The organism is Pontibacter amylolyticus (assembly GCF_014638845.1).
In the GTDB taxonomy this organism is placed as follows: Bacteria; Bacteroidota; Bacteroidia; order Cytophagales; family Hymenobacteraceae; genus Pontibacter; species Pontibacter amylolyticus.
This window is the reverse complement of sequence record NZ_BMFP01000001.1, coordinates 525,367-544,164: the sequence shown is the minus strand read 5'-3', so window position 1 is coordinate 544,164 and position 18,798 is coordinate 525,367. Positions and strand designations below refer to the sequence as shown.

The following is an 18,798-nucleotide window of genomic DNA, read 5'->3' as shown; positions in this document are numbered from 1 at the left end:
TAATGAAAAATAAGTACACCTGGCTGTTTGCAGCCATCATCAGCCCAACTATGCTTGTGTCTTGCGGCGGTGACGATGCCGGACAGCAGCAGATGAACCCAATGGCCATGGCCGTTCCGGTGAATACGATTCAGGTTAAACAGCAAAGCGTGACTGGCCGCGATACCTACCCAGCCACGGTAGTGCCGCTGCAGGAAGTAGAGTTGCGTCCGCAGGTAGCGGGCTATATCACCAACATCTTTGTGCAGGACGGGCAACGCGTCAAAAAGGGGCAGAAGCTCTACGAAATAGACCAGAACAAATACCAGGCAGGTATACAGCAGGCGCAGGCCAGTCTGCAGAGCGCCAGGGCTAACCTGGCCCGCGCTGAGAAGGACCTGGAGCGCTACGAGCGCCTGGCCGAGCGCGACGCCATCGCCAAGCAGCAGGTGGACTATGCCCGCACCGAAGTGCAGACCGCCCGCGCCCAGGTGTCAGCGGCTCAGGCACAGGTAAGCAGCGCTTCCACCGACCTGAGCTACTCGGTGATCAATGCGCCCTTCAGCGGCACCATTGGCATCTCGCAGGTAAGGGTAGGGGCGCAGGTATCGCCGGGACAGCCTTTGCTGAACACCATTTCCTCTTCTGACCCGATCGCGGTTGACATTGTGATCAACGAAGGCGAGCTCGCCCGCTTCAACAACCTGCAGCAGGGCAAGCAGCCTGACTCGCTTTTCACCATCCGCTTCAACAACGGCGAGCGCTACGAGCACAACGGCAAACTGGTCGCTATCGACAGGGCCATCGGCCGCCGCTCAGGCACCACAACGGTGCGCGTGCAGTTCCCGAACCCGGACGAAAGACTGATTCCTGGCATGACCGTGAGCCTGAATGTGCTGAACCAGGACCTGGGTGATCAGATTGTAATCCCGTCCAAGGCGGTGACAGAGCAGTTGGGTGAATATTACGTGTATGTGGTGCAGGGCGACTCCGTGGTGCAGCAGAACGTGCAGCTGGGCTCACGTGTGGACGGCAGCATTGTCGTGCGGGAAGGCCTGAAAGAAGGGCAGCAGATCGTGACCGAAGGTATACAGCGCCTACGCCAGGGGGCCAAAGTACAGCTGGGCGGACCTGAGCAGGGCAAGCCACAGGCAGGAGCCGCAAGATAATTGGAAACAGGTCTTTCAGAGGATTAAGCAGACATTATGATTTCAGACGTATTTATAAGAAGGCCCGTTACCGCCATGGTGATCTCGATCGTGATCGTACTGGTGGGTGTGCTGGCCATGTTGAATTTGCCCGTAACGCAGTACCCGGATATTTCGCCGCCATCGGTTTCGGTATCGGCTAACTATACCGGCTCGGATGCGCTCACGGTAGAACAAGCGGTCGCCACCCCAATCGAAACGCAGATCAACGGTTCGCCGGGCATGGCCTATATCTCGTCCACGAGTACGGGCACGGGCCAGATGAACATGTCGGTTACGTTCGAGATTGGAACCGATATTGATATCGCCACGCTGGATGTGCAGAACCGCGCCAGTATTGCAGAGCCAACCCTGCCGGAAGAGGTACGCCGATTGGGTGTGACCGTGCGTAAACGTAACCCGAGTATCATGATGGTGATCGGTATTTACTCCCCTAAGCGCACCCACGATATCCAGTTCCTCGACAACTACACCAACATCTACATCAAAGATGCTTTGATGCGTGTGAACGGGGTGGGCGATATCTTCTCGATTGGCCAGGACTTCAGTATGCGTATCTGGCTGCAGCCGGATAAACTGGCACAGTACAACATCGGGGCCAGCGAAGTGACGGCTGCCATTCAGGAGCAAAACCTGCAGGTGGCCGCTGGTTCGGTCGGTAATTCACCACAGTATAGTTCGCAGGCGTTTCAGTACCCGATCACCGTAACCGGGCGCTTACAGACGCAGGAGCAGTTCGGCGACATCATCGTTCGTACCAATCCCGCTGATGGTTCAGTAGTTTACATGCGCGATGTGGCCCGAATTGAGTTTGGCCGCTTCGACTATGGCCGTGAATCCAAGATCAACGGCAACCCGGCCACCATGATGCTGATCTACCAGGCGCCGGGCAGTAACGCCCTGGATACAGCCGAGGGCATTTACGCCGCGCTGGACGACCTGCGGGAAACCTTCCCGGCTGATGTGGACTACATCGTTTCGTTTGAGACTGTGTCGGTGGTGCAGGTGTCGATCAACGAGGTGGTGCTGACGCTGATTGAAGCACTCATCCTGGTGATCATCGTGGTGTTCCTGTTCCTGCAGAGCTGGCGTGCTACACTGATCCCGATCCTGGCTATACCTGTGTCCATCATCGGTACCTTCATTTTCTTCATCCCGCTCGACTTTACGATCAACACCCTGACGCTTTTCGGTTTCGTGCTTTCGATCGGTATTGTGGTGGATGATGCCATTGTGGTGGTGGAAGCGGTGCAGCATAACATAGACCATGAGGGGCTCTCCGCGAAAGATGCTACCCGGAAGGCCATGAAAGAGATTACGGCTCCCGTAATTGCCATTGCGCTCATCCTGGCAGCCGTGTTTATACCGGTGGGCTTTATACCGGGCATAGTGGGCCGTCTGTATCAGCAGTTCGCGATCACGATTGCCATTTCGGTACTGATCTCTGCTTTTGTGGCCCTTACCCTGACACCGGCACTGTGCGCGCTGATGCTGAAGCCGATGAACGTGGATAAGGATTCACGTGGCATCAATAAGTTCTTCTATAAGTTTAACAACTGGTTTGCCCGCACAACCGAATCTTACTCTGTCGGCGTGCGGAAGAGCATCAAAGCTACCCCGCTGATACTGATCCTGCTGCTTTGCCTCTATGTGGGGACTTTTGGACTGTTTGTGAACAAACCGACCGGCTTTATACCTACCGAAGACGAGGGCCGCATGTTTGTGTCAGTAGAGCTGCCTGAAGGCGCCTCCACCAGCCGAACCTCCGCTATTCTGAGCGAAATAGGCGAGCAAATGGCCACTATTCCGGCTATCCGCAACTATACTTCGGTGGCAGGTCTCAACGCGATCAACTTCTCGTTCAAATCAAACAGCGGTACTTTCTTTGTGCAGCTACAGCACTGGGATGAACGGCAGGATGAATCGGAGCAACTGCAGGCTGTGATGGCCACGCTGCAGCAAAAGCTGTCCGGCATAAAAGAAGCCAATATTCTGGTGGTGGCACCGCCGGCTATACCTGGCCTGGGTGCTTCGGGCGGTTTCACGTTTGTGCTGCAGCAACGCAGGGCCGGCGATGTGAAAGAGTTGGAGCAGGTGATGGGGCAGTTCCTGGGAGCAGCCAACCAGCGCCCTGAAATTGCCATGGCCTATAGCTTCTTTACAGCCAAAACGCCGGGCTACCATGTGGATGTAGACCGCGAAAAGGCCAAGCGCCTGGGCGTGAACATCGCTGATGTGTATGCCACCATGTCTACTTACATGGGTAGCCGCTACGTAAACGACTTCACCCGCTACGGCCGTAACTTCCGGGTGGTCGCGCAGGCCGACACGGCCTACCGCATGGACATCGAAAGCCTGAAGCAGTTCTATGTGATGAACCGTCAGGGAGAGTCCGTTCCACTGAGTGCTTTGGTAACAACCCGGGTAGTGGAGAGCGCCCCTGTGATTTCGCACTTTAACCTGTTCCGCTCTGTGGACATTAACGGTAGCGCAGCCCCAGGCTACAGCTCTGGCCAGGCGATTCAGGCGTTGGAAGAAGTGGCGGAACAAGTGTTGCCTGCCGGCTATGGCTACGAATTCTCCGGCCTGAGCCGTGAGGAGATTGCAGCAGGCGGCAGTACGATCTACATCTTCTCGCTTTCGATCATCCTGGTGTTGCTCTTGCTGGCTGCCTTGTATGAGAGTTGGTCGGTGCCGTTCTCTATCCTGTTTGCCATTCCGCTGGGTATGTTCGGGGCGATACTTGCGCTCACGCTGCTGCCTAAACTGGATAACAACGTGTACGCCCAGGTGGGTATGATCACGCTGATCGGTCTGGCGGCCAAGAACGCCATTCTGATCGTGGAGTTTGCCAAGGAACGGGTGGACCGGGGGATGGATCTGCTCGAGGCTACGATCGAAGCGGTGAAGCTGCGTCTGCGTCCGATCATCATGACCTCGCTGGCCTTCATATTAGGTGTGGTTCCGCTGGCAATGTCTTCCGGTGCAGGAGCCGTTTCGCGCCAGACCATTGGGTGGGTAGTAATCGGCGGTATGCTGGCCGCTACCTTCCTGGCGATCTTCGTGGTACCGGTGCTGTACGTGGTGATCACGCGACTCGCTTACGGTAAAAAAGGCCTGGCCGAATTGCGCGCCAAAGGCGGTGACCTGCCGGATGAAGAAGGCGGCGATCCGGCTTATGTGAATCCCTGATTTCTTTTGACAAAGGAATGTTAGACAAAGGACAAAAGACATTTTGGTCCCCGTGTAAACAAAAAACCCCGGCTGTTTGGTCGGGGTTTTTTATTTTGCTTAGGATTAGAAACAGTGCTATACCTATACTTGGGATGGGGTGGTTTTAAGCCTTTTCCTTAGTTTGTCATCCTGAAGGGATCCTGGTAGCGGGCGGTGTAAAATTAACCTCTGGATTTAGGGCCAATACTGTGAACTTTAGCGCTTTGGTCTTTAATTGCCATCTCGAATGAAATGAGAGATCTGGATTATTGTAGAGCATAGTTAATCTTTCAGATTTCTCCCAGGGGTCGAAATGACAAGAACAACCCAAAGTTGACCGCATTGGGTAGGGGCTCACTGCTTTTCAAAAGTTATTTTGCAAAGAGTCCCTTGTCAAAAACTCCTTTGTCAAAAATTCAAGCAGCCTGCTATACCTTCGTCTTCTCCATCAACCGTTCGATCCAAAAGATCAGAAACAGGGCGACGAGGTTGATGCCGATGAATTTCTGGCCGAGGTCGGTGCCGAAGCTAAAGTGAAAAGAGGAGAGGGCCAGCCTGAATTTAAAGATCCAGCCTTCCACCATATCAACGCCCACTCCGATGCGCAGACCCGCGACATACTGAAAGCCGTAGGCTCCGAAGGAGAAGTAGATGACTTGCAGCAACTGGTTGATGATGGAGAGCACCAGGCCGCGTCTGGGATTGCGGAACAGCATGCGCCCACAAAGAATGGAGAAGATATAAAGTCCGCCGGCGAACAGGCCGATGCGCAGGGCCGTCTGGTCTACAACCATGTTGCCGCTGAACATGACCCAGATGGTGAGGGCTATACCTAGGATGCCGCCAATGATCTGGTAAAGCGCAATGGCTTTGATCTGATTTCTTTCAGGAGTATTCAAAGAAGTGCTTTGTCTGGTGTCTGATTCAAATTTGCTTATCAAAATTACAAATTTATATCCACCCGTTCAGCACAATTGTGAGGTTGTTGGTGAAGGCTTTCGTCCAGGTTGATTTTCCCGTGAGGGAGAGAGATTCTGGTGTGAGGCCATGCAAGCGGGCTTCGCTTTTAGTGTGGCTGTTTTCTGTCTCTCTTTTTATCCTGAACCAATTTCTGGAGGATGTGACCAAAGCTGTGATGATGACAGCTATAGCCCTTGTTAGGAGGCTGCGTATGTTAGCGGCCAGCTGTTAATACTTGAACAAAACGTTCGTTCCGTTCCGGATCCACTTTTCGAAAAAGGCATTGTCATTGAATTCTCCTGAAAGTAACACGGAACCGCTTTCTGTTACAGGCGTGCGCGTGCTCATAAAGTCAGGAAGAGATTCCTGATTGTTCGGAACCCACTCCATTCCCTTTTTCAGAGCAATGCACAGATATTCATTTGTTTCGGTATCAACCAGGTATTTTCTGTTCATCTTTCGAGTATTTAAATTTATTGGTAAAGAAAAGCTGTGAGCGCTAAAATTAACCACAGCAGCAATAAAAAAGCCTTGCCGGAGGCAAGGCTTTTCTGTGAATATGGCTTAAAACTAAGCGCGCTTAACGTTAACCGCGTTTAATCCTTTTCGTCCTTCCTGCAGTTCAAAAGTCACTTCATCACTCTCTCTGATCTCATCAGCCAGGCCAGAAACGTGTACAAAGTATTCCTGATCTGAATTTGTTTCTTTAATAAAACCGAACCCTTTCGCGTCATTAAAGAATTTTACTGTTCCTTTATTCATTCTTGTGTTTGTTATTATATACCTACTACATATTCGCAGGTATATACGTTCATTATTTTTTACAATGTACGATAAACAAATTACAAAACCTTGACTTGATCTCCCTTCTTCGCAAATAAATCAGCATCATTGTACGATACAGCGTTGGTTAAATGAATAAAGGCAAAATAATGATATTCCTGAAGCGTAAAAGCAATAGACTTTCCGGATGAACCCGAACGTTTCAATCCGTCTGCATTTTATTTGTGCATACTCGAAATGCCTAAGCCGGCTAACACACGACTCCTGACGTTCAATGCTCCTATAATGCGATTGACCGGTGCCGGCTCCATTCTGATGAGGGTAGGTATGGCGATGATGCCCGCCTCTTCCGCCTTATCAGGGTCTTTCTGGATATCGATTATTTCAAGCTGATAATTACCCTTTAAGTTTTCCCTGCAAATTTTAAGAAGCGTGTCCACAGCCTCGATGGAATTTAGGCTGTGTCCGTTAATAAAGAGCTGAAATACATGCATGCTCATTTTTTTTTCTTGGCTAAAAGCTCCGGAAGTAACCGGCTACTATGGGTGTACTGTCTTCAAAAATTACTCAAGCTTGATCAGCATGGGGTTGCCGGTAAGGATACCGCTGATGCCCTCGAAGTGCTTTCCTATGTTGGCTCCCTCATCCGAGATCGTAAACTTTCGGATGGAAGAATCGTGTTTGGATCCGCGCATCTTCAGCACAGCGATGCTTCGCTGCATCTCACCCGACATCTCTACATAGCGCAGCAGGATGATGGAGTCCGTGATCGGCGAGATGTTTCCTTCCGTGTCGGAGGTGCCACCAGCCAGCAAGGGTGTGTTAGACGTAAACAGGCCCGTGATTTCCTCGTGCTTCAGGTATGCCGTGAAGGCGATGATGAACTCCCGGAAACCTTTGTCGGATGATGTGCGCGATAAGGCCGACAAGCTGTCAATCGCGATTCTGTCGGGTTTGAAGGTCTTGACAATTTCCTGGATGTTGATGAAATGGTCTTCCAGCGAGGAGATCTCCGGATAGACACAGATGACTTTCAATAGTCCCAGGTCTTCCAACTCCTTAAAATCAATACCCCATCCAGACGCATTACGGTATAGTTGCTCGTTACTTTCCTCAAAAGCCATGAGCAGGCAGCGCTCTTTATTCTCCCGGATACCGTTTATAAAGTTGGCCACCAGCAAGGTTTTGCCGGCGCCTATCGCCCCGGAAACGAGGTTGATGGAGCCTTTGTAAAACCCACCGTCTATCATCTTGTCCAGTGCAGGTATACCCGAGGTAACCCTTTCATTGGACGAAGTGTGCTTCAGGATCATGGCCGACAAGGGGATGATAACGATCGCCTTCTCCGGGTTGATGGTAAAAGGGTTTTCTCCTTTTTCGTGGTCGCTGCCCCTGAATTTCAGGATTTCGATGGTTCTCCTGCGCTTCTCGTTGTGCAGCACATTGCGGAGGATCACCACGTTGTCCGTCAAAAACTCCTCTACTCCAAAACGTGTAATTTTCCCATACTCTTCCAGGCGCTCCGCCGTGATGATGGACGTGGCTCCTAAGCGCGAGAGCGTGAGGGCCACCTGTATCAGCTCCCGCCGGATGCTGTGCTCTTCTTCGTGGAACTGCGTGAAAATGCTGCCTATGGAGTCAATGACCACGCGTTGCGCTTTGCACTTCATGATGGCCCTTTCCAGCCTTATCCTGAAGGCGCTCAGGTCGAAATCCCCGACAGCAATAATGATCTCTTCTTTCGGGGCGGCATCCACAAAGATCCATTTCCCTTCCTGTTCCCAGGTGTCGATGTCCCAGTGGAAGCTCCTCAGGTGCTTGCGGATGTCGTCTACCTGCTCCTCAAAAGTGACAAACACACCCGGCTGATCGAACAACTGAATGCCCAGCGCCAGGAATTGGGCGCCAAACAATGTTTTGGCGCTACCAGAGCTACCAGCCACAAGCGTAGTGCGGCCCAGCGGCAGTCCGCCATGGGATATATGATCGAAGGATGCGTTTCCGGTTTCTAGTTTTTGAAGGTTCATAGGCAAATGTAAGCGGTGAGGGAAGTAGAGGTATGGTGCTGAACTTACAGGTCGGGGTGGTACCATGACAGGTAGTCTAAAGTGTGCTTAATGGAATGTTTTTAACAAGCCTCTGCGGGTTTATTCCTGCCTGGCATCGGCAACGCCTTGTGTCAGGATACTGGCCCGGGAAAAACAAACATACGCGCAGGCATCCTGCAGTCAGAAACAACGCATAAATGGATGCACAAAGGTGAGGTTAATGGCGGGGGAATTCTTTACATACTTATTCAAGTAAGTATCAAATGTTACAGGTTTTCGAGCACGCCCTCCCGCTTGTCTTTTATTTTCTTGTAAAAAGAAGGCGAGAGGCCGGTCACTTTTTTAAACTGAGCAGACAAGTGGGCCACGCTGCTGTAATGCAGGCGATGGGCAATTTCGGTCAGGGAGAGCTCATCATAAAACAGCAGTTCCTTTGCCTTCTCTATTTTATGGATGATGATGAACTGCTGAATGGTGATGCCCTTGACCTCGGAAAAAATGTTGGCCAGGTAGTTATAGTTGTAGCCCAGTTTCTCGCTGATGTAAACCGAATAATTCACCTTCGGCTGTTCCTCTGACGCGTGGATCATATCGGTGATCAGCGTCTTGATCTTGTCGATCAGGTTGCTCTTGCTGTCGTCGAGCAGCTCCAGGCCGGCTTTGCTGAGGTTCTCTTTCAGCTGGTTCAGCTGAATATCGGTGATGTCTTTGTGAATTTCAACGATGCCGAGGTCGACCACCACATATTCCGATTGCAATCCAAGGTTTAGCAGCTCTTCCTGCACCAGCGCTTTGCAGCGGCTGCTGACCATGTACTTAATGTATAACTTCATTTACTGGGTTTAGGTGCATACTCAAATCCGGGAGTATGGTACGGCGTTGCTGCTGGGAAAGTGCTTAGAACCTGGAGCGAGTGATGAGCAATGAGATCAGGATTTTACAAGAAGATGTAAAACAGGTTCTGCTAGTATATACCTACTACGTATGTTTTCTGATTTTAATTCAGAAACGGCTAAAGTATATGCCGCAACCCCAATCTACGTAGTTTTAAGCACATTAAATTTTAATTCTTTTTGAGGGAGATAATCAAGTCCAAAATGCTGCTGTATACCTATGGTTCAGCTTTACGTGGGATCAGGGTGTTGAATCGAAAGGAACTAACGCTGGTGGAGTATTTAGTCATAAGAAAATAAAAACATTTCCGGCCGCCCATTTAGTAAATCCATCGCTAATCACTACATTCCCAATGCGAATTAAAATCACGATACTGGAAATAATGATCTACAAGGTATGGCAACAATGATAAACAAAAATAGCAGCCAGCTTAAAGTCGGGCTTTATGCCGCCGTGGTGGTGTTCTTTGCCTATACCATGATCTTCGGTTTTCGGAAGTCTTTCACCGTAGCTACCTTCGACGGGATTGAAATTGCAGGGTATAGCTACAAGACGTTACTGGTCATCAGCCAGGTGCTGGGTTATTTGCTGGCCAAATTCTACGGTATCAAATACATCTCAGAACTCAAACGAACCGGCAGGGGAGGCGTCATCCTGCTCCTGACAGGTATAGCCTGGCTGAGCTGGCTGTTTTTCGCCCTGGTGCCACCGCCTTACAACATCGCATTTCTGTTCATCAACGGGTTTCCGCTCGGCATGCTCTGGGGAGTAGTTTTCTCCTATGTGGAGGGCAGGCGAAGCACCGATTTCATTGGCGCCACGCTGGCAGTGAGTTTCATCTTTGCTTCCGGTTTTGTCAAATCCGTGGGTGCCTGGCTGATGGTAGAGTTTGGCGTATCTGAGTTTTGGGTACCCTTCTATACCGGGCTGGTCTTTGCCCTGCCGTTGCTGCTCTTCGTTTTCCTGATGGAGCAAATTCCGCCACCCAGCCAAGAAGACATTCAGCTGCGGACAGAACGGGCACCTATGACCGAAGATGACCGGAAGCGCTTTGTAAAGGAGTTTTTGGCCGGTATCGTCGTTTGCGTGCTCATTTACTGCTTTGCCACCATCTTCCGCGACATACGCGATAACTTTGGCGCGGAAATGTGGAAGGAACTGGGATACTTTGATCAGCCCGCTATCTTCTCGAAAACCGAAACGCCCATTACGCTGATTATCCTGGTGCTGATCGGCAGCATGGTGCTCATCAAGAATAACTACAAGGCACTGCAGACGGCCCATGTCTTCATTCTGATAGGCTTTGCGATTGCCGGTATTTCAACGGCACTTTTTGCCGCTCAGTCCATGGACCCGGTATGGTGGATGATGCTGGTTGGGCTGGGCCTGTACATGGTGTACATCCCCTTCAACGCCGTCTTCTTCGACCGCCTGATCTCCACCTTCCGATATACAGGCAATGTAGGCTTCCTGATCTACCTGGCCGATTCGTTTGGGTATGTGGGCAGCGTGGGAGTCTTGTTCAGCAAAGAGATCTTTCAGGTACAGCTGAATTGGGTCACGTTTTTCTCGAACAGCGTGATTGGCCTTTCTGCCATCGGTATTCTGCTGACCGCTTTTTCGATGGTTTATTTTGGCAGGAAGTATGAAAAGCTGCGGGTGAGGGAAGCAAGCGCAGCAGAGGCGATGCATGTATAACAGGTATAAGTTTCCAGTCTCTTTACAAAAGGCAGTACCGCAGCTTCTTTCTTACTTATTCAGGAACCGGTAAAAAACCACGCCGCCGACTGCGTACAGTGCGGCATCGACCCAATCGGAGGTATAGCGGGGCATGAATTTCGGGAAGAACACCTCGAAGGCCAGCGAGAAGTAGATTGCCGTGAAAGCTACGTGGTACCAGGAGATGCGCAGTTGTGGTCCGTAGAAGAAGCGAAGGATGAACAAAGTGACGGTGAGCACCAGCGGCAGGCAAAGCAGATCATCCAGATAATGCTGCACCCACCAGGGCCTCGGCAACTCGAGCCAGCGCCAAACCAGATGTCCCAGGTATACCGCTGCCAGCACCCAAAACAGTGGGCTGAGGGTGTGCCAACTCAGCCGGCCAGCAAGGCGATCAGCCATATGAAAAAAGAGATAATGGATACAAAGGCGATCTGAAAGCCCAGGCCGATTCGCTTAAAGAACTGGATGTACCAGGGATCGTCCGGGTTGACCTCGATGAATTTGATAGAGTAGCGTTCTTCTTCCTCTTGCTTGCGTTCCGCGCGTGCTTGCTGGCGGGCAACAGCGACAGGGTCGAGAATGCTGTTGCAATGCTCGCATCGGTCAGTCGGGTTCTGGGTCCAGCGGGACCACTGTCCGCAGTTGGGGCATTTTCTGATGGCGCTCATAGGTATTCAGGTAGGTAGCACTCCACATCCACTGATCATGAAATGCGGATTATAATTTTGATTTCACTCGCTCAATTGAGCTAATGCAAAGATACTCTTTTTAGCGGTCCCCATTCTTACTGATGAAGCTGATATGTCCGTCTGCCTCCACATGCGCCGCCTTGATATCCCGCACATCCTCTATCCCTTCCCTGCGAAGGTGTTCCATCAACTCTTCTTCTGTCAGGAATTCACGGCGCATGTTGCGGCGCAGGAGCTTGCCATCCTTTACCACGAGCAGCGGCGGGTAGGCGATAAGCTTTTCCACGAGAGGGGAGTGGTAGCTCAGGAAGTTGATGCTATAGTTCAGGGACATCAGTGTCAGAATAACGATGAAGCCTTCCGTGATGGACTTGTAGCCCCCGAGGGAGTGCGTTGTGGCCTCTGCGATGAGGACGACGAAGAGCAGGTCGATGGTCGCCAGTTCTCCTCCGGTTCTGCGTGGCACGATGCGCAGCAGGAACAGAATGCCCAGGTATAAGATCGAGGCACGTAGGACAAGCTCCAGTACAGGGGTCTCTGTACGGAAGAGTTCGGCCAGGTTGATTTGCAGTAGCTCCATGTAGTTAAATGCATTGGTCATGCGACACATCCGCAGGTGTCTATAAACAATTTTCCTCCTGGCCGCATCCGATGGAGGCCGAGGAGGAACTGTACTGTATACGCCAGAAGAAGCAACCGGATACCGTTACGAAGATGGCAACCAGCTATAGATGCACCTCAGCCCGAAGGGGGCAATCGTGGTGACATAGCAAATGCTATCTCCTTAGTTTGCGGGCCATTTCTGACGTAACAGCATCAGCGTATACGCCATAGGCATCCACCAAAACTCCTTTCACTCCTTTGTCAGATGAAACGGCATACACGACAGAGTTATCATCCGGATTGCTGGCACCTTCAAACCGGTGTACCTCATCAATCTCAAATTCCTCGGGCTTTAACTCCATGTGCAACTGCGGGCATTCCAGGCAGGTGGACTTTAGGTTGAAGTCTACTGTGTAACCGCGCTCCCGCAGATTGTTAAGCGTTTCCACCATGGTACTGAATCGTTGCGTTTTCATATTCTTTAGCTTTATCTTATGTGTTGATTTTTTTTCGGGCGATAAGAAGGAATTGTGCCGTGGTGACTACCCTCCAGGACGCCACTTGACTTAATGGTACCAATCCTCCTATCTCACTGTGTACGAACCGCACGCCATAATGTCCGGACATAGCCATGCAGAAGGCGCTTATCCAGGCACAGCGTCTGACGCGCCATACCTGTCTTCTGTCTTTGCTGGGTTTCACCACGCCCTGAAGGGTAGAACCTGTTCTTTGTAATACAATTTAGTTCACCCGGTTCCGTGCCTGCAGCTCATTCTGGAACTGAACTCTACTGCTGACTTCTTCATATTTGTAGCGGGAGGAGTTGCTGATTCTTTTGATTCAGCGTACAAAACAAAAGTCAAACCTAAACAACAAGCAGGATGAAAATAGGAATAACCGGAGCTACCGGGCACCTTGGACGCCTCGTCGTAGCCAAAATGAAAGAAAGAGCAGCCGCTGATGACCTGGTTGCGCTCGTACGCTCCCCTCAGAAAGCAGCCGACCTGGGTATAGAAGCCCGTGAAGCTGATTATGACAAGCCGGAGACACTCCAGCGCGCTCTGCAGGGTATAGACACCCTGCTGCTGATTTCGGGAAGTGAAGTAGGGAAGCGCGCCAGGCAGCACCAGCACATCATTGACGCGGCCAGGCAAAATGGCGTACAGCGCATCGTTTATACGAGCGTGCTGCATGCCGACAACACATCTGTTAGTCTGGCAACAGAGCACCGCGCCACAGAACAAGCGCTGAAGGATTCCGGTATTCCGCATACCTTCCTGCGCAACGGCTGGTACACCGAAAACTACACGGCCTCCATTCCGGGCGCCCTGGCCGGCGGGGCCGTTATTGGCAGTGCGGGAGAGGGCAAAATTTCAGCTGCCACACGCGAAGATTACGCCGATGCGGCAGTTGCCGTACTGACCAGCGAAGGACACGAAGGCAAGGTATACGAGCTGGCTGGAGATGAGGCCTTCACCCTCAAAGAGTACGCCGCAGAGCTGTCTCGCCAAACGGGACGGGATATCCCTTACAAAAACCTGCCTGAGGCTGAGTATGCGGCCGCGATGGCCGGCTTCGGTATACCGGAAGAAATGGCAAGGGCAATCGCGGGTTGGGATGTTTCCGTATCGAAGGGTGATTTGTTTGATGACAGCCGCCAGCTCTCCAAACTAATCGGAAGGCCTACCACACCATTATCCGTTGCGATCGAAGAAGCCCTGCAGTATACATCGAAGGCCGGATAGGATTGTGTAGTGCTCTAAAAGCAGTTAGTCCAGATGAAAAAATTGAGGTGGCGGGCCGGCTATACCTGTAGCCAGTCTGCCACTTTTGTTATTGCCTCCCCGCTGATTTGGTGCCCCATGTCCTGTTCGTGGTACGTTAGCTGCACGCCTGCATCCTGTAGATACGCCTTCGCCTCGCGGGCATAATGCACAGGCAAGGTAGTGTCTTGCGTACCGTGTGAGATAAAGACTTTAAGTTGCTTTAAGGCATCATTCTGTTGCACCAGCGGCCTGATTTCCTGTAGAATTCTTCCGCTGAAACCAATCACACCTGCCACCAGCTCCGGGTGCGTCAGCCCGATGCTGAAACTCATGATGGCGCCCTGGCTAAAGCCGCCCAGGTATACTTCGCCCAGGTTATACTTTTCTTTCACCTGACGGATAAAGTTTTGAATGTCCTGCCTGCTTTTCGCCTCCTGCGTCGCATTGATCTGCGGCTTGTCCGTAGAAAAATCCACCTCATACCAGGCGTAGCGTCCATCACCCAGCACAAACGGACCCCGCGGTGAAATCACTGTGATATCTTCCGGGAGATAGGGAACCAGTTGAAACAGGTCCTGCTAATTGCTGCCCACGCCGTGCAGCAGGATCACAGCCTTTGGCTGGATGGCTGTACTGCTGGCCGGACGTACCAAATACAGTAGTCCCAGGTCGTTCTCAAGGCTGTTCTTCATCATTTCTGTCAAAGGCATGGTTAAGTCGTTTTAAGTAAAAGGGCGGTACTTCACGGTATTACCCGATCATCACCGACGTCATGGTTAGCGAACCGCCCACCACTTTGTCGTTGAAGAAGGTGACGTCATCCTTGCTGCCTTTCAAGCCCAGGGTATAGAGCAAAGGCCAGTAGTGTTCCGGCGTAGGTATAGCCAGCATGGCTTCCCGGCCCAGCTGCTTATACCTGATCAGCTTGTCGTGCTGCCCGTTTTGAATGAGGTCTTTAAAGGTGGTGTTCATCTGCACCGCCCAGTCAAAGCCGTACTCCGCTTCGTTGAGTTTATCCCAGGCCACCATGCGCAGGTTGTGCACCATGTTGCCGCTGCCCACGATCAGCACGCCCTTTTTGCGGAGTGCTGCCAGTTCCTTGGACAGATCGTAATGGTACTGCGGTCCTTTGGTGTAGTCGATGCTCAGCTGCAGCACCGGTATATTGGCCTCGGGGTACATGTGACGGATAACGGTCCAGGCGCCGTGGTCGAGGCCCCAGTCATGGTCCATTTCCACAGCGGTTGATTTGATGATGGAAGCCGTTTCCTTCGCCAGTTCCGGACTGCCCGGTGCCTTGTATTGCACAGCGAACAGCTCCTGCGGGAAGCCGCCGAAATCGTGAATGGTTTTCGGGAAGTCCATGGCCGTGATGCGGGTGCCTTTGCTCAGCCAATGGGCCGATATAACCAGCACTGCTTTGGGCGTAGGTATATCTTTGGCCAGTTGGGCCCATTTCCGGCTGAATTCATTGTCCAGAATACCGTTCATGGGAGAGCCGTGGCCCATAAAGAGGACCGGCATCAACTGCTCCTGCTCACCCAGGTTGTCGGTAAATTTATTGAAAGCGGATAATGTCGTCATACCTGCTACTCCTGTTAAAAGTGTTTTGATAAACTGTTTCCGTTGCATAACAGCCTGATTTATTTTAAAAGTGCTTCCGGGAAATTCATCCCGGAAGCACCCATTTTATTTTTGCTTACTGTATCGAAAGCGTTCTGACATAAGTCGGTTTGAATACCTTCTGCAGGAGCAGATAATCCAGCGAGTACCTGCCGCTGCCAGTCAGTAACAACACGGTATAAGGCATCAGGTATAGGAGTCCCAGTTCCTGCTTTGCAAAGGGGTCGGCAGCATGGAATATAAACACTGCAACCACCATGGTGACAATCAGTGGGATAGTCGCCAGCCTGGTACCCAACCCTACCAGAATCAGCAGGGAGCAAAGCACTTCAGAGAATACCGCCAGGGCAAGCGAGGTTGTAGCGCTAAGACCCAGGACGGCCGGGAACTGAACCGGGCCATCCGAGAAAAGCATCTCCAGTTTTGGCCAGCCGTGCACAAGCATCAGGGCCGCTACGCCTACCCGGGTAATCAGAAGCGCCACATCTATGCTGTTCGCGCTCTGGTACACGTTCAATAGCTTTTTCATGGCTGATTATTCCTTTATAAATTACTGGATAAACTCACCGTCCGCCTTGATGCGTACTTCGTCGCTGATCATCGGGGCCGGGAATTCGCTGCCTAAGTTAAAGTCAGAGCGCTTGATAGTACCTGTTACCTGGAAACCGGCAGTCTGCTTCTTATTCATGGCGTTCTCTACTGTGCCATTATACTTCATGTCCAGCGTTACGGGCTTGGTTACGCCGTTCAGGGTAAGGTTGCCTGTCAGCTTGTAGCTGTCTTTGCCTGCTTTCTTCACAGAGGTGCTCTTGAAGTCCATGGTTGGGTATTTCTCTGCGTTAAAGAAATCCGGGCTCTTCAGGTGATTGTCTCTGTCTGCTACTCTTGTGTTAATGGAAGCTGTTTTTGCGGTCAGCTCTACTACTGCGTCACTAAAATCCGGCTTGGTAGCGGTAATCTTTGCATCGAAATCATCGAATGTGCCTGAAACGTCAGCAATGCCCAGGTGCTTCACTGTAAAGCCAAGCTGCGAGTGCGCGTCATCGTTCGTCCAAACAGAGTTCAGGGTAGTGAAAGCCGTCAGTGACAGGAATGCGAATAGAATTAAGGATACTCTTTTCATAAAATTTGTGATTTAAATTGTGTTTATATAAGTTATTGTGATTCGTTTATTAGTGCAGTATTTTCCAGCCTGCCAGCCAGTTGTAGTCGTATTTCATATTTAGCTTAATAAGCAGCAACTGCATCCGCTCCAGGGTTCCGCTTACGGACAGGTCACCGGCCACAAGAGGATTGAAACCGGCCGTTTCCACCAGTTCAGAAACTGTTTGCAATGCTTCGAGGTCGTTGCCGGCGATAAAAGCGTCTACTTGTTTCCCGTCGATCACGGGTGTGGCGAAGTTGGCGGCGAAGGTGGTATTGAAAGCCTTCACTACCTTGGAATTGGGCAGCAGCTTCTGCAGTTCTTCTGCCGCACTGGAATCCGGCGCTGTTACCAGATCATTGAAAAAATCGTTTAGCGGGTTGGCAATGCTGATGACGATCTTCTGGTTGGCTACTTCCCGGATCTTTTCGGCTACTTCTTTTTCAGCGGAGTAGGGGATAGCCGCGATGATGATATCCGCCTCCCAGGAAGCGTCCCTGGAGCAGTCCGATGCCTCTACTTCGGCACTTGGGTTGCTGGTTTTAATATCTTCAGCTACCGCCTGCACTTTGTCCAGATCGTTGGCGCAAAGCAGTAGTCGGTAGTTACCCTTCGACAGGCTCCTGGCTATAGCGGCTCCCATGTTGCCGGAAGCGCCTATAATTGCTATGGTTTGCATTGTCTTCATATCGGTAATTTTGAACAATACAAAGGTACGGCCATAGCAGGCCTCACTGCATTGAGCCCAATCAAGAAAGATCATTGATTTGGATCAATGCTTTTGAGGAAAAGGTAGAATCTTACTTGGAGGAGATGCGTTTCCGGATGCGGCTCAGGGTCTCGGGGGTGAGGCCCATGTAGGAGGCGATCATATGCTGGGGAACACGCTGGGCAATGTGCGGGTAGAGGGCGATGAATTCCTGGTAGCGCTCTTCCACCGAGGAACTGATGATGGAAGTCAGGCGGCGCTGCATGGCCAGGTAGGCACCCGTGATGTTGAGTCGGGTAAAGGTTTCGTACTTGGGCATTGTCTGCAGCAGCTCCTCGTGGGCCGACTTGCTGATGATCACCAGCTCCGAGTCTTCGATGGCATCGATGTTGTAAGTGGCGGGCTCGCCCGTCAGGAAGCTGTACAGATCCGAGATCGTCCAGCCTTCCAGGCCAAACTGAATGATGTGCTCGTTGCTGTTCTCGTCTACAGAGTAGGCGCGCAGGGCACCCTTCTCAACAAAGGCGATCATTTTGCACACATCGCCTTCCTGCAGCAGGTATTGCTTTTTTCGGAGCTTCTTCAGGGTAAGGTAGGTTTTGATCTGCTCCTGTTCCTCTTCCGTTAGCTGGACTTTACTGTTTAGGTTCTGAAAGAATAAGCTGTACATCACAACGCTGTTCTGGTTGGTTTTCGGTAGGGGAGATTTCCGTTCCTGCTGTTTGTTAAAGATCGGGCCACCTGTGCAAATTTACAATTATATTCCACCCTTTCTGCTCCCTTTGCCGGCTTCTCTCCCGGAAACACCAGCCATTCCCTCTTAATGCCCGTAGAATGCCTGGACGCTTGCTTTAACTTTACGAACAATTGGCTCTTGCAGCCAGTCTCGCAGGAAATGACTTACCTGGTTGGATCCCTGATCTTAGAACAGGCGGTGCTAAACTTACATAGAAAGCATTTGTTGTTTTCTTATCTTTGTGCCACGATTACTTATAATTAGCGGGATGATTACTGTATCTGATAACCAATTTTACGAGATAGCCTACGAACCTCAAAAGAACCGTATTTACATGAGGATCAATAACTACTGGAAGTCTCCGGAGGTGGTGCCGAATTATTTGAATGACTGGAATAAAGTGATAGGTATAGCATCACCGGGCTTTACCTTGCTGGCCGACTTCCGTAACATGCTCACGCATCCTGTTTCCGTGAAAGCAATGCACGAGACTGTTGCCACCAAGTTACTTGAATCCAATGTCTCCTATGTTGCCGAAGTCTCCCCCACAGATAGGATAGCCGTGCTGCAGGTAAGCGGCGTGTGGAAGCAGATAGGGAAGGGAAGTATAAAAGTTGCCGACATTGCCTTGGGTGAGAACATACTGGACCAACTTGCCGGCACCACTGATTAAGAGAGTTTCGAAATGTTAACTGCGCGCGGGTCAGAACCTGTAACTTAG

Annotated in this window: 22 protein-coding genes; 5 read left to right on the top strand and 17 right to left on the bottom strand. The window is 51.2% G+C overall.

Annotated features, from left to right (window positions below; all coding sequences use genetic code 11):
• Positions 1-2 precede the first annotated feature (2 nt).
• A complete protein-coding gene (locus tag IEV97_RS02440) occupies positions 3-1,148 on the top strand; it encodes an efflux RND transporter periplasmic adaptor subunit (RefSeq protein ID WP_188499907.1) in 1,146 nt (381 codons plus the stop codon).
• Positions 1,149-1,184: 36 nt separating this feature from the next.
• Positions 1,185-4,379 (top strand): efflux RND transporter permease subunit, encoded by a 3,195-nt coding sequence (locus IEV97_RS02435; RefSeq protein WP_188499906.1) that lies wholly within the window; start codon positions 1,185-1,187, stop codon positions 4,377-4,379.
• A 449-nt stretch (positions 4,380-4,828) separates the two neighbouring features.
• Here IEV97_RS02435 and IEV97_RS02430 read toward each other — a convergent pair whose 3' ends face one another.
• The 6 genes from IEV97_RS02430 to IEV97_RS02405 form a co-directional block, all read right to left on the bottom strand.
• Positions 4,829-5,299, bottom strand: coding sequence for a hypothetical protein (locus tag IEV97_RS02430; RefSeq protein ID WP_188499905.1), 471 nt, complete (start codon positions 5,297-5,299; stop codon positions 4,829-4,831).
• Positions 5,300-5,588: 289 nt separating this feature from the next.
• On the bottom strand, positions 5,589-5,816 hold the full coding sequence (locus IEV97_RS02425) for a hypothetical protein (protein WP_188499904.1): 228 nt from the start codon (positions 5,814-5,816) through the stop codon (positions 5,589-5,591).
• 114 nt (positions 5,817-5,930) lie between these two features.
• Entirely contained in the window at positions 5,931-6,122 is a 192-nt protein-coding gene (locus IEV97_RS02420) for a cold-shock protein (protein ID WP_188499903.1), read from the bottom strand.
• 239 nt (positions 6,123-6,361) lie between these two features.
• Positions 6,362-6,643 carry a circadian clock KaiB family protein gene (locus tag IEV97_RS02415; RefSeq protein WP_188499902.1) on the bottom strand — a complete coding sequence of 94 codons (282 nt, stop codon included), beginning with the start codon at positions 6,641-6,643 and terminating at the stop codon, positions 6,362-6,364.
• Between the two features lie 63 nt (positions 6,644-6,706).
• Positions 6,707-8,170 carry a circadian clock protein KaiC gene (kaiC, locus tag IEV97_RS02410; RefSeq protein ID WP_188499901.1) on the bottom strand — a complete coding sequence of 488 codons (1,464 nt, stop codon included), beginning with the start codon at positions 8,168-8,170 and terminating at the stop codon, positions 6,707-6,709.
• A 287-nt stretch (positions 8,171-8,457) separates the two neighbouring features.
• Entirely contained in the window at positions 8,458-9,024 is a 567-nt protein-coding gene (locus IEV97_RS02405; RefSeq protein ID WP_188499900.1) for a helix-turn-helix domain-containing protein, read from the bottom strand.
• A 457-nt stretch (positions 9,025-9,481) separates the two neighbouring features.
• On the opposite strand from IEV97_RS02405, the gene IEV97_RS02400 reads away from it, so the two are divergent.
• Entirely contained in the window at positions 9,482-10,783 is a 1,302-nt protein-coding gene (locus IEV97_RS02400; protein ID WP_188499899.1) for a DUF5690 family protein, read from the top strand.
• Positions 10,784-10,834: 51 nt separating this feature from the next.
• On the opposite strand, the gene IEV97_RS02395 is transcribed toward IEV97_RS02400, so the two are convergent.
• The 4 genes from IEV97_RS02395 to IEV97_RS02380 all read right to left on the bottom strand — a co-directional run bounded on the left by IEV97_RS02395 (position 10,835) and on the right by IEV97_RS02380 (position 12,575).
• The gene (locus tag IEV97_RS02395) at positions 10,835-11,206 is read right to left on the bottom strand and encodes a hypothetical protein (protein WP_188499898.1); all 372 of its coding nucleotides are present in this window, start codon (positions 11,204-11,206) and stop codon (positions 10,835-10,837) included.
• On the bottom strand, positions 11,179-11,475 hold the full coding sequence (locus IEV97_RS02390; RefSeq protein WP_188499897.1) for a hypothetical protein: 297 nt from the start codon (positions 11,473-11,475) through the stop codon (positions 11,179-11,181). Before IEV97_RS02390 ends, IEV97_RS02395 begins: the two co-directional genes overlap by 28 nt.
• 100 nt (positions 11,476-11,575) lie before the next feature.
• Positions 11,576-12,076 (bottom strand): DUF421 domain-containing protein, encoded by a 501-nt coding sequence (locus IEV97_RS02385; RefSeq protein WP_188499896.1) that lies wholly within the window; start codon positions 12,074-12,076, stop codon positions 11,576-11,578.
• Positions 12,077-12,272: 196 nt separating this feature from the next.
• Complete coding sequence (locus IEV97_RS02380; protein ID WP_229733751.1) at positions 12,273-12,575, bottom strand: phosphoribosylpyrophosphate synthetase; 303 nt, start codon at positions 12,573-12,575, stop codon at positions 12,273-12,275.
• Between the two features lie 405 nt (positions 12,576-12,980).
• Here IEV97_RS02380 and IEV97_RS02375 point away from each other — a divergent pair, with 405 nt between their 5' ends.
• On the top strand, positions 12,981-13,844 hold the full coding sequence (locus IEV97_RS02375) for an SDR family oxidoreductase (protein ID WP_188499895.1): 864 nt from the start codon (positions 12,981-12,983) through the stop codon (positions 13,842-13,844).
• Between the two features lie 59 nt (positions 13,845-13,903).
• Here IEV97_RS02375 and IEV97_RS02370 read toward each other — a convergent pair whose 3' ends face one another.
• From IEV97_RS02370 to IEV97_RS02345, 7 genes are all read right to left on the bottom strand, one after another.
• Positions 13,904-14,398 carry an alpha/beta hydrolase gene (locus IEV97_RS02370; RefSeq protein ID WP_188499894.1) on the bottom strand — a complete coding sequence of 165 codons (495 nt, stop codon included), beginning with the start codon at positions 14,396-14,398 and terminating at the stop codon, positions 13,904-13,906.
• Between the two features lie 45 nt (positions 14,399-14,443).
• Positions 14,444-14,575 carry a hypothetical protein gene (locus IEV97_RS20120; RefSeq protein WP_262890280.1) on the bottom strand — a complete coding sequence of 44 codons (132 nt, stop codon included), beginning with the start codon at positions 14,573-14,575 and terminating at the stop codon, positions 14,444-14,446.
• A 40-nt stretch (positions 14,576-14,615) separates the two neighbouring features.
• Positions 14,616-15,449, bottom strand: a complete 834-nt coding sequence (gene ygiD / locus IEV97_RS02365) for a 4,5-DOPA-extradiol-dioxygenase (protein WP_188499893.1) — start codon at positions 15,447-15,449, stop codon at positions 14,616-14,618.
• A gap of 115 nt (positions 15,450-15,564) precedes the next feature.
• Entirely contained in the window at positions 15,565-16,017 is a 453-nt protein-coding gene (locus IEV97_RS02360; RefSeq protein WP_188499892.1) for a DoxX family protein, read from the bottom strand.
• A gap of 21 nt (positions 16,018-16,038) precedes the next feature.
• Positions 16,039-16,611: a YceI family protein gene (locus IEV97_RS02355; protein WP_188499891.1), complete on the bottom strand. Its 573-nt coding sequence runs from the start codon at positions 16,609-16,611 to the stop codon at positions 16,039-16,041.
• 49 nt (positions 16,612-16,660) lie between these two features.
• Positions 16,661-17,311, bottom strand: a complete 651-nt coding sequence (locus IEV97_RS02350) for an NADPH-dependent F420 reductase (RefSeq protein ID WP_229733750.1) — start codon at positions 17,309-17,311, stop codon at positions 16,661-16,663.
• 121 nt (positions 17,312-17,432) lie between these two features.
• Positions 17,433-18,011 (bottom strand): Crp/Fnr family transcriptional regulator, encoded by a 579-nt coding sequence (locus IEV97_RS02345; protein WP_188500375.1) that lies wholly within the window; start codon positions 18,009-18,011, stop codon positions 17,433-17,435.
• Positions 18,012-18,411: 400 nt separating this feature from the next.
• Here IEV97_RS02345 and IEV97_RS02340 point away from each other — a divergent pair, with 400 nt between their 5' ends.
• On the top strand, positions 18,412-18,750 hold the full coding sequence (locus tag IEV97_RS02340; RefSeq protein WP_188499889.1) for a hypothetical protein: 339 nt from the start codon (positions 18,412-18,414) through the stop codon (positions 18,748-18,750).
• Positions 18,751-18,798 lie beyond the last annotated feature (48 nt).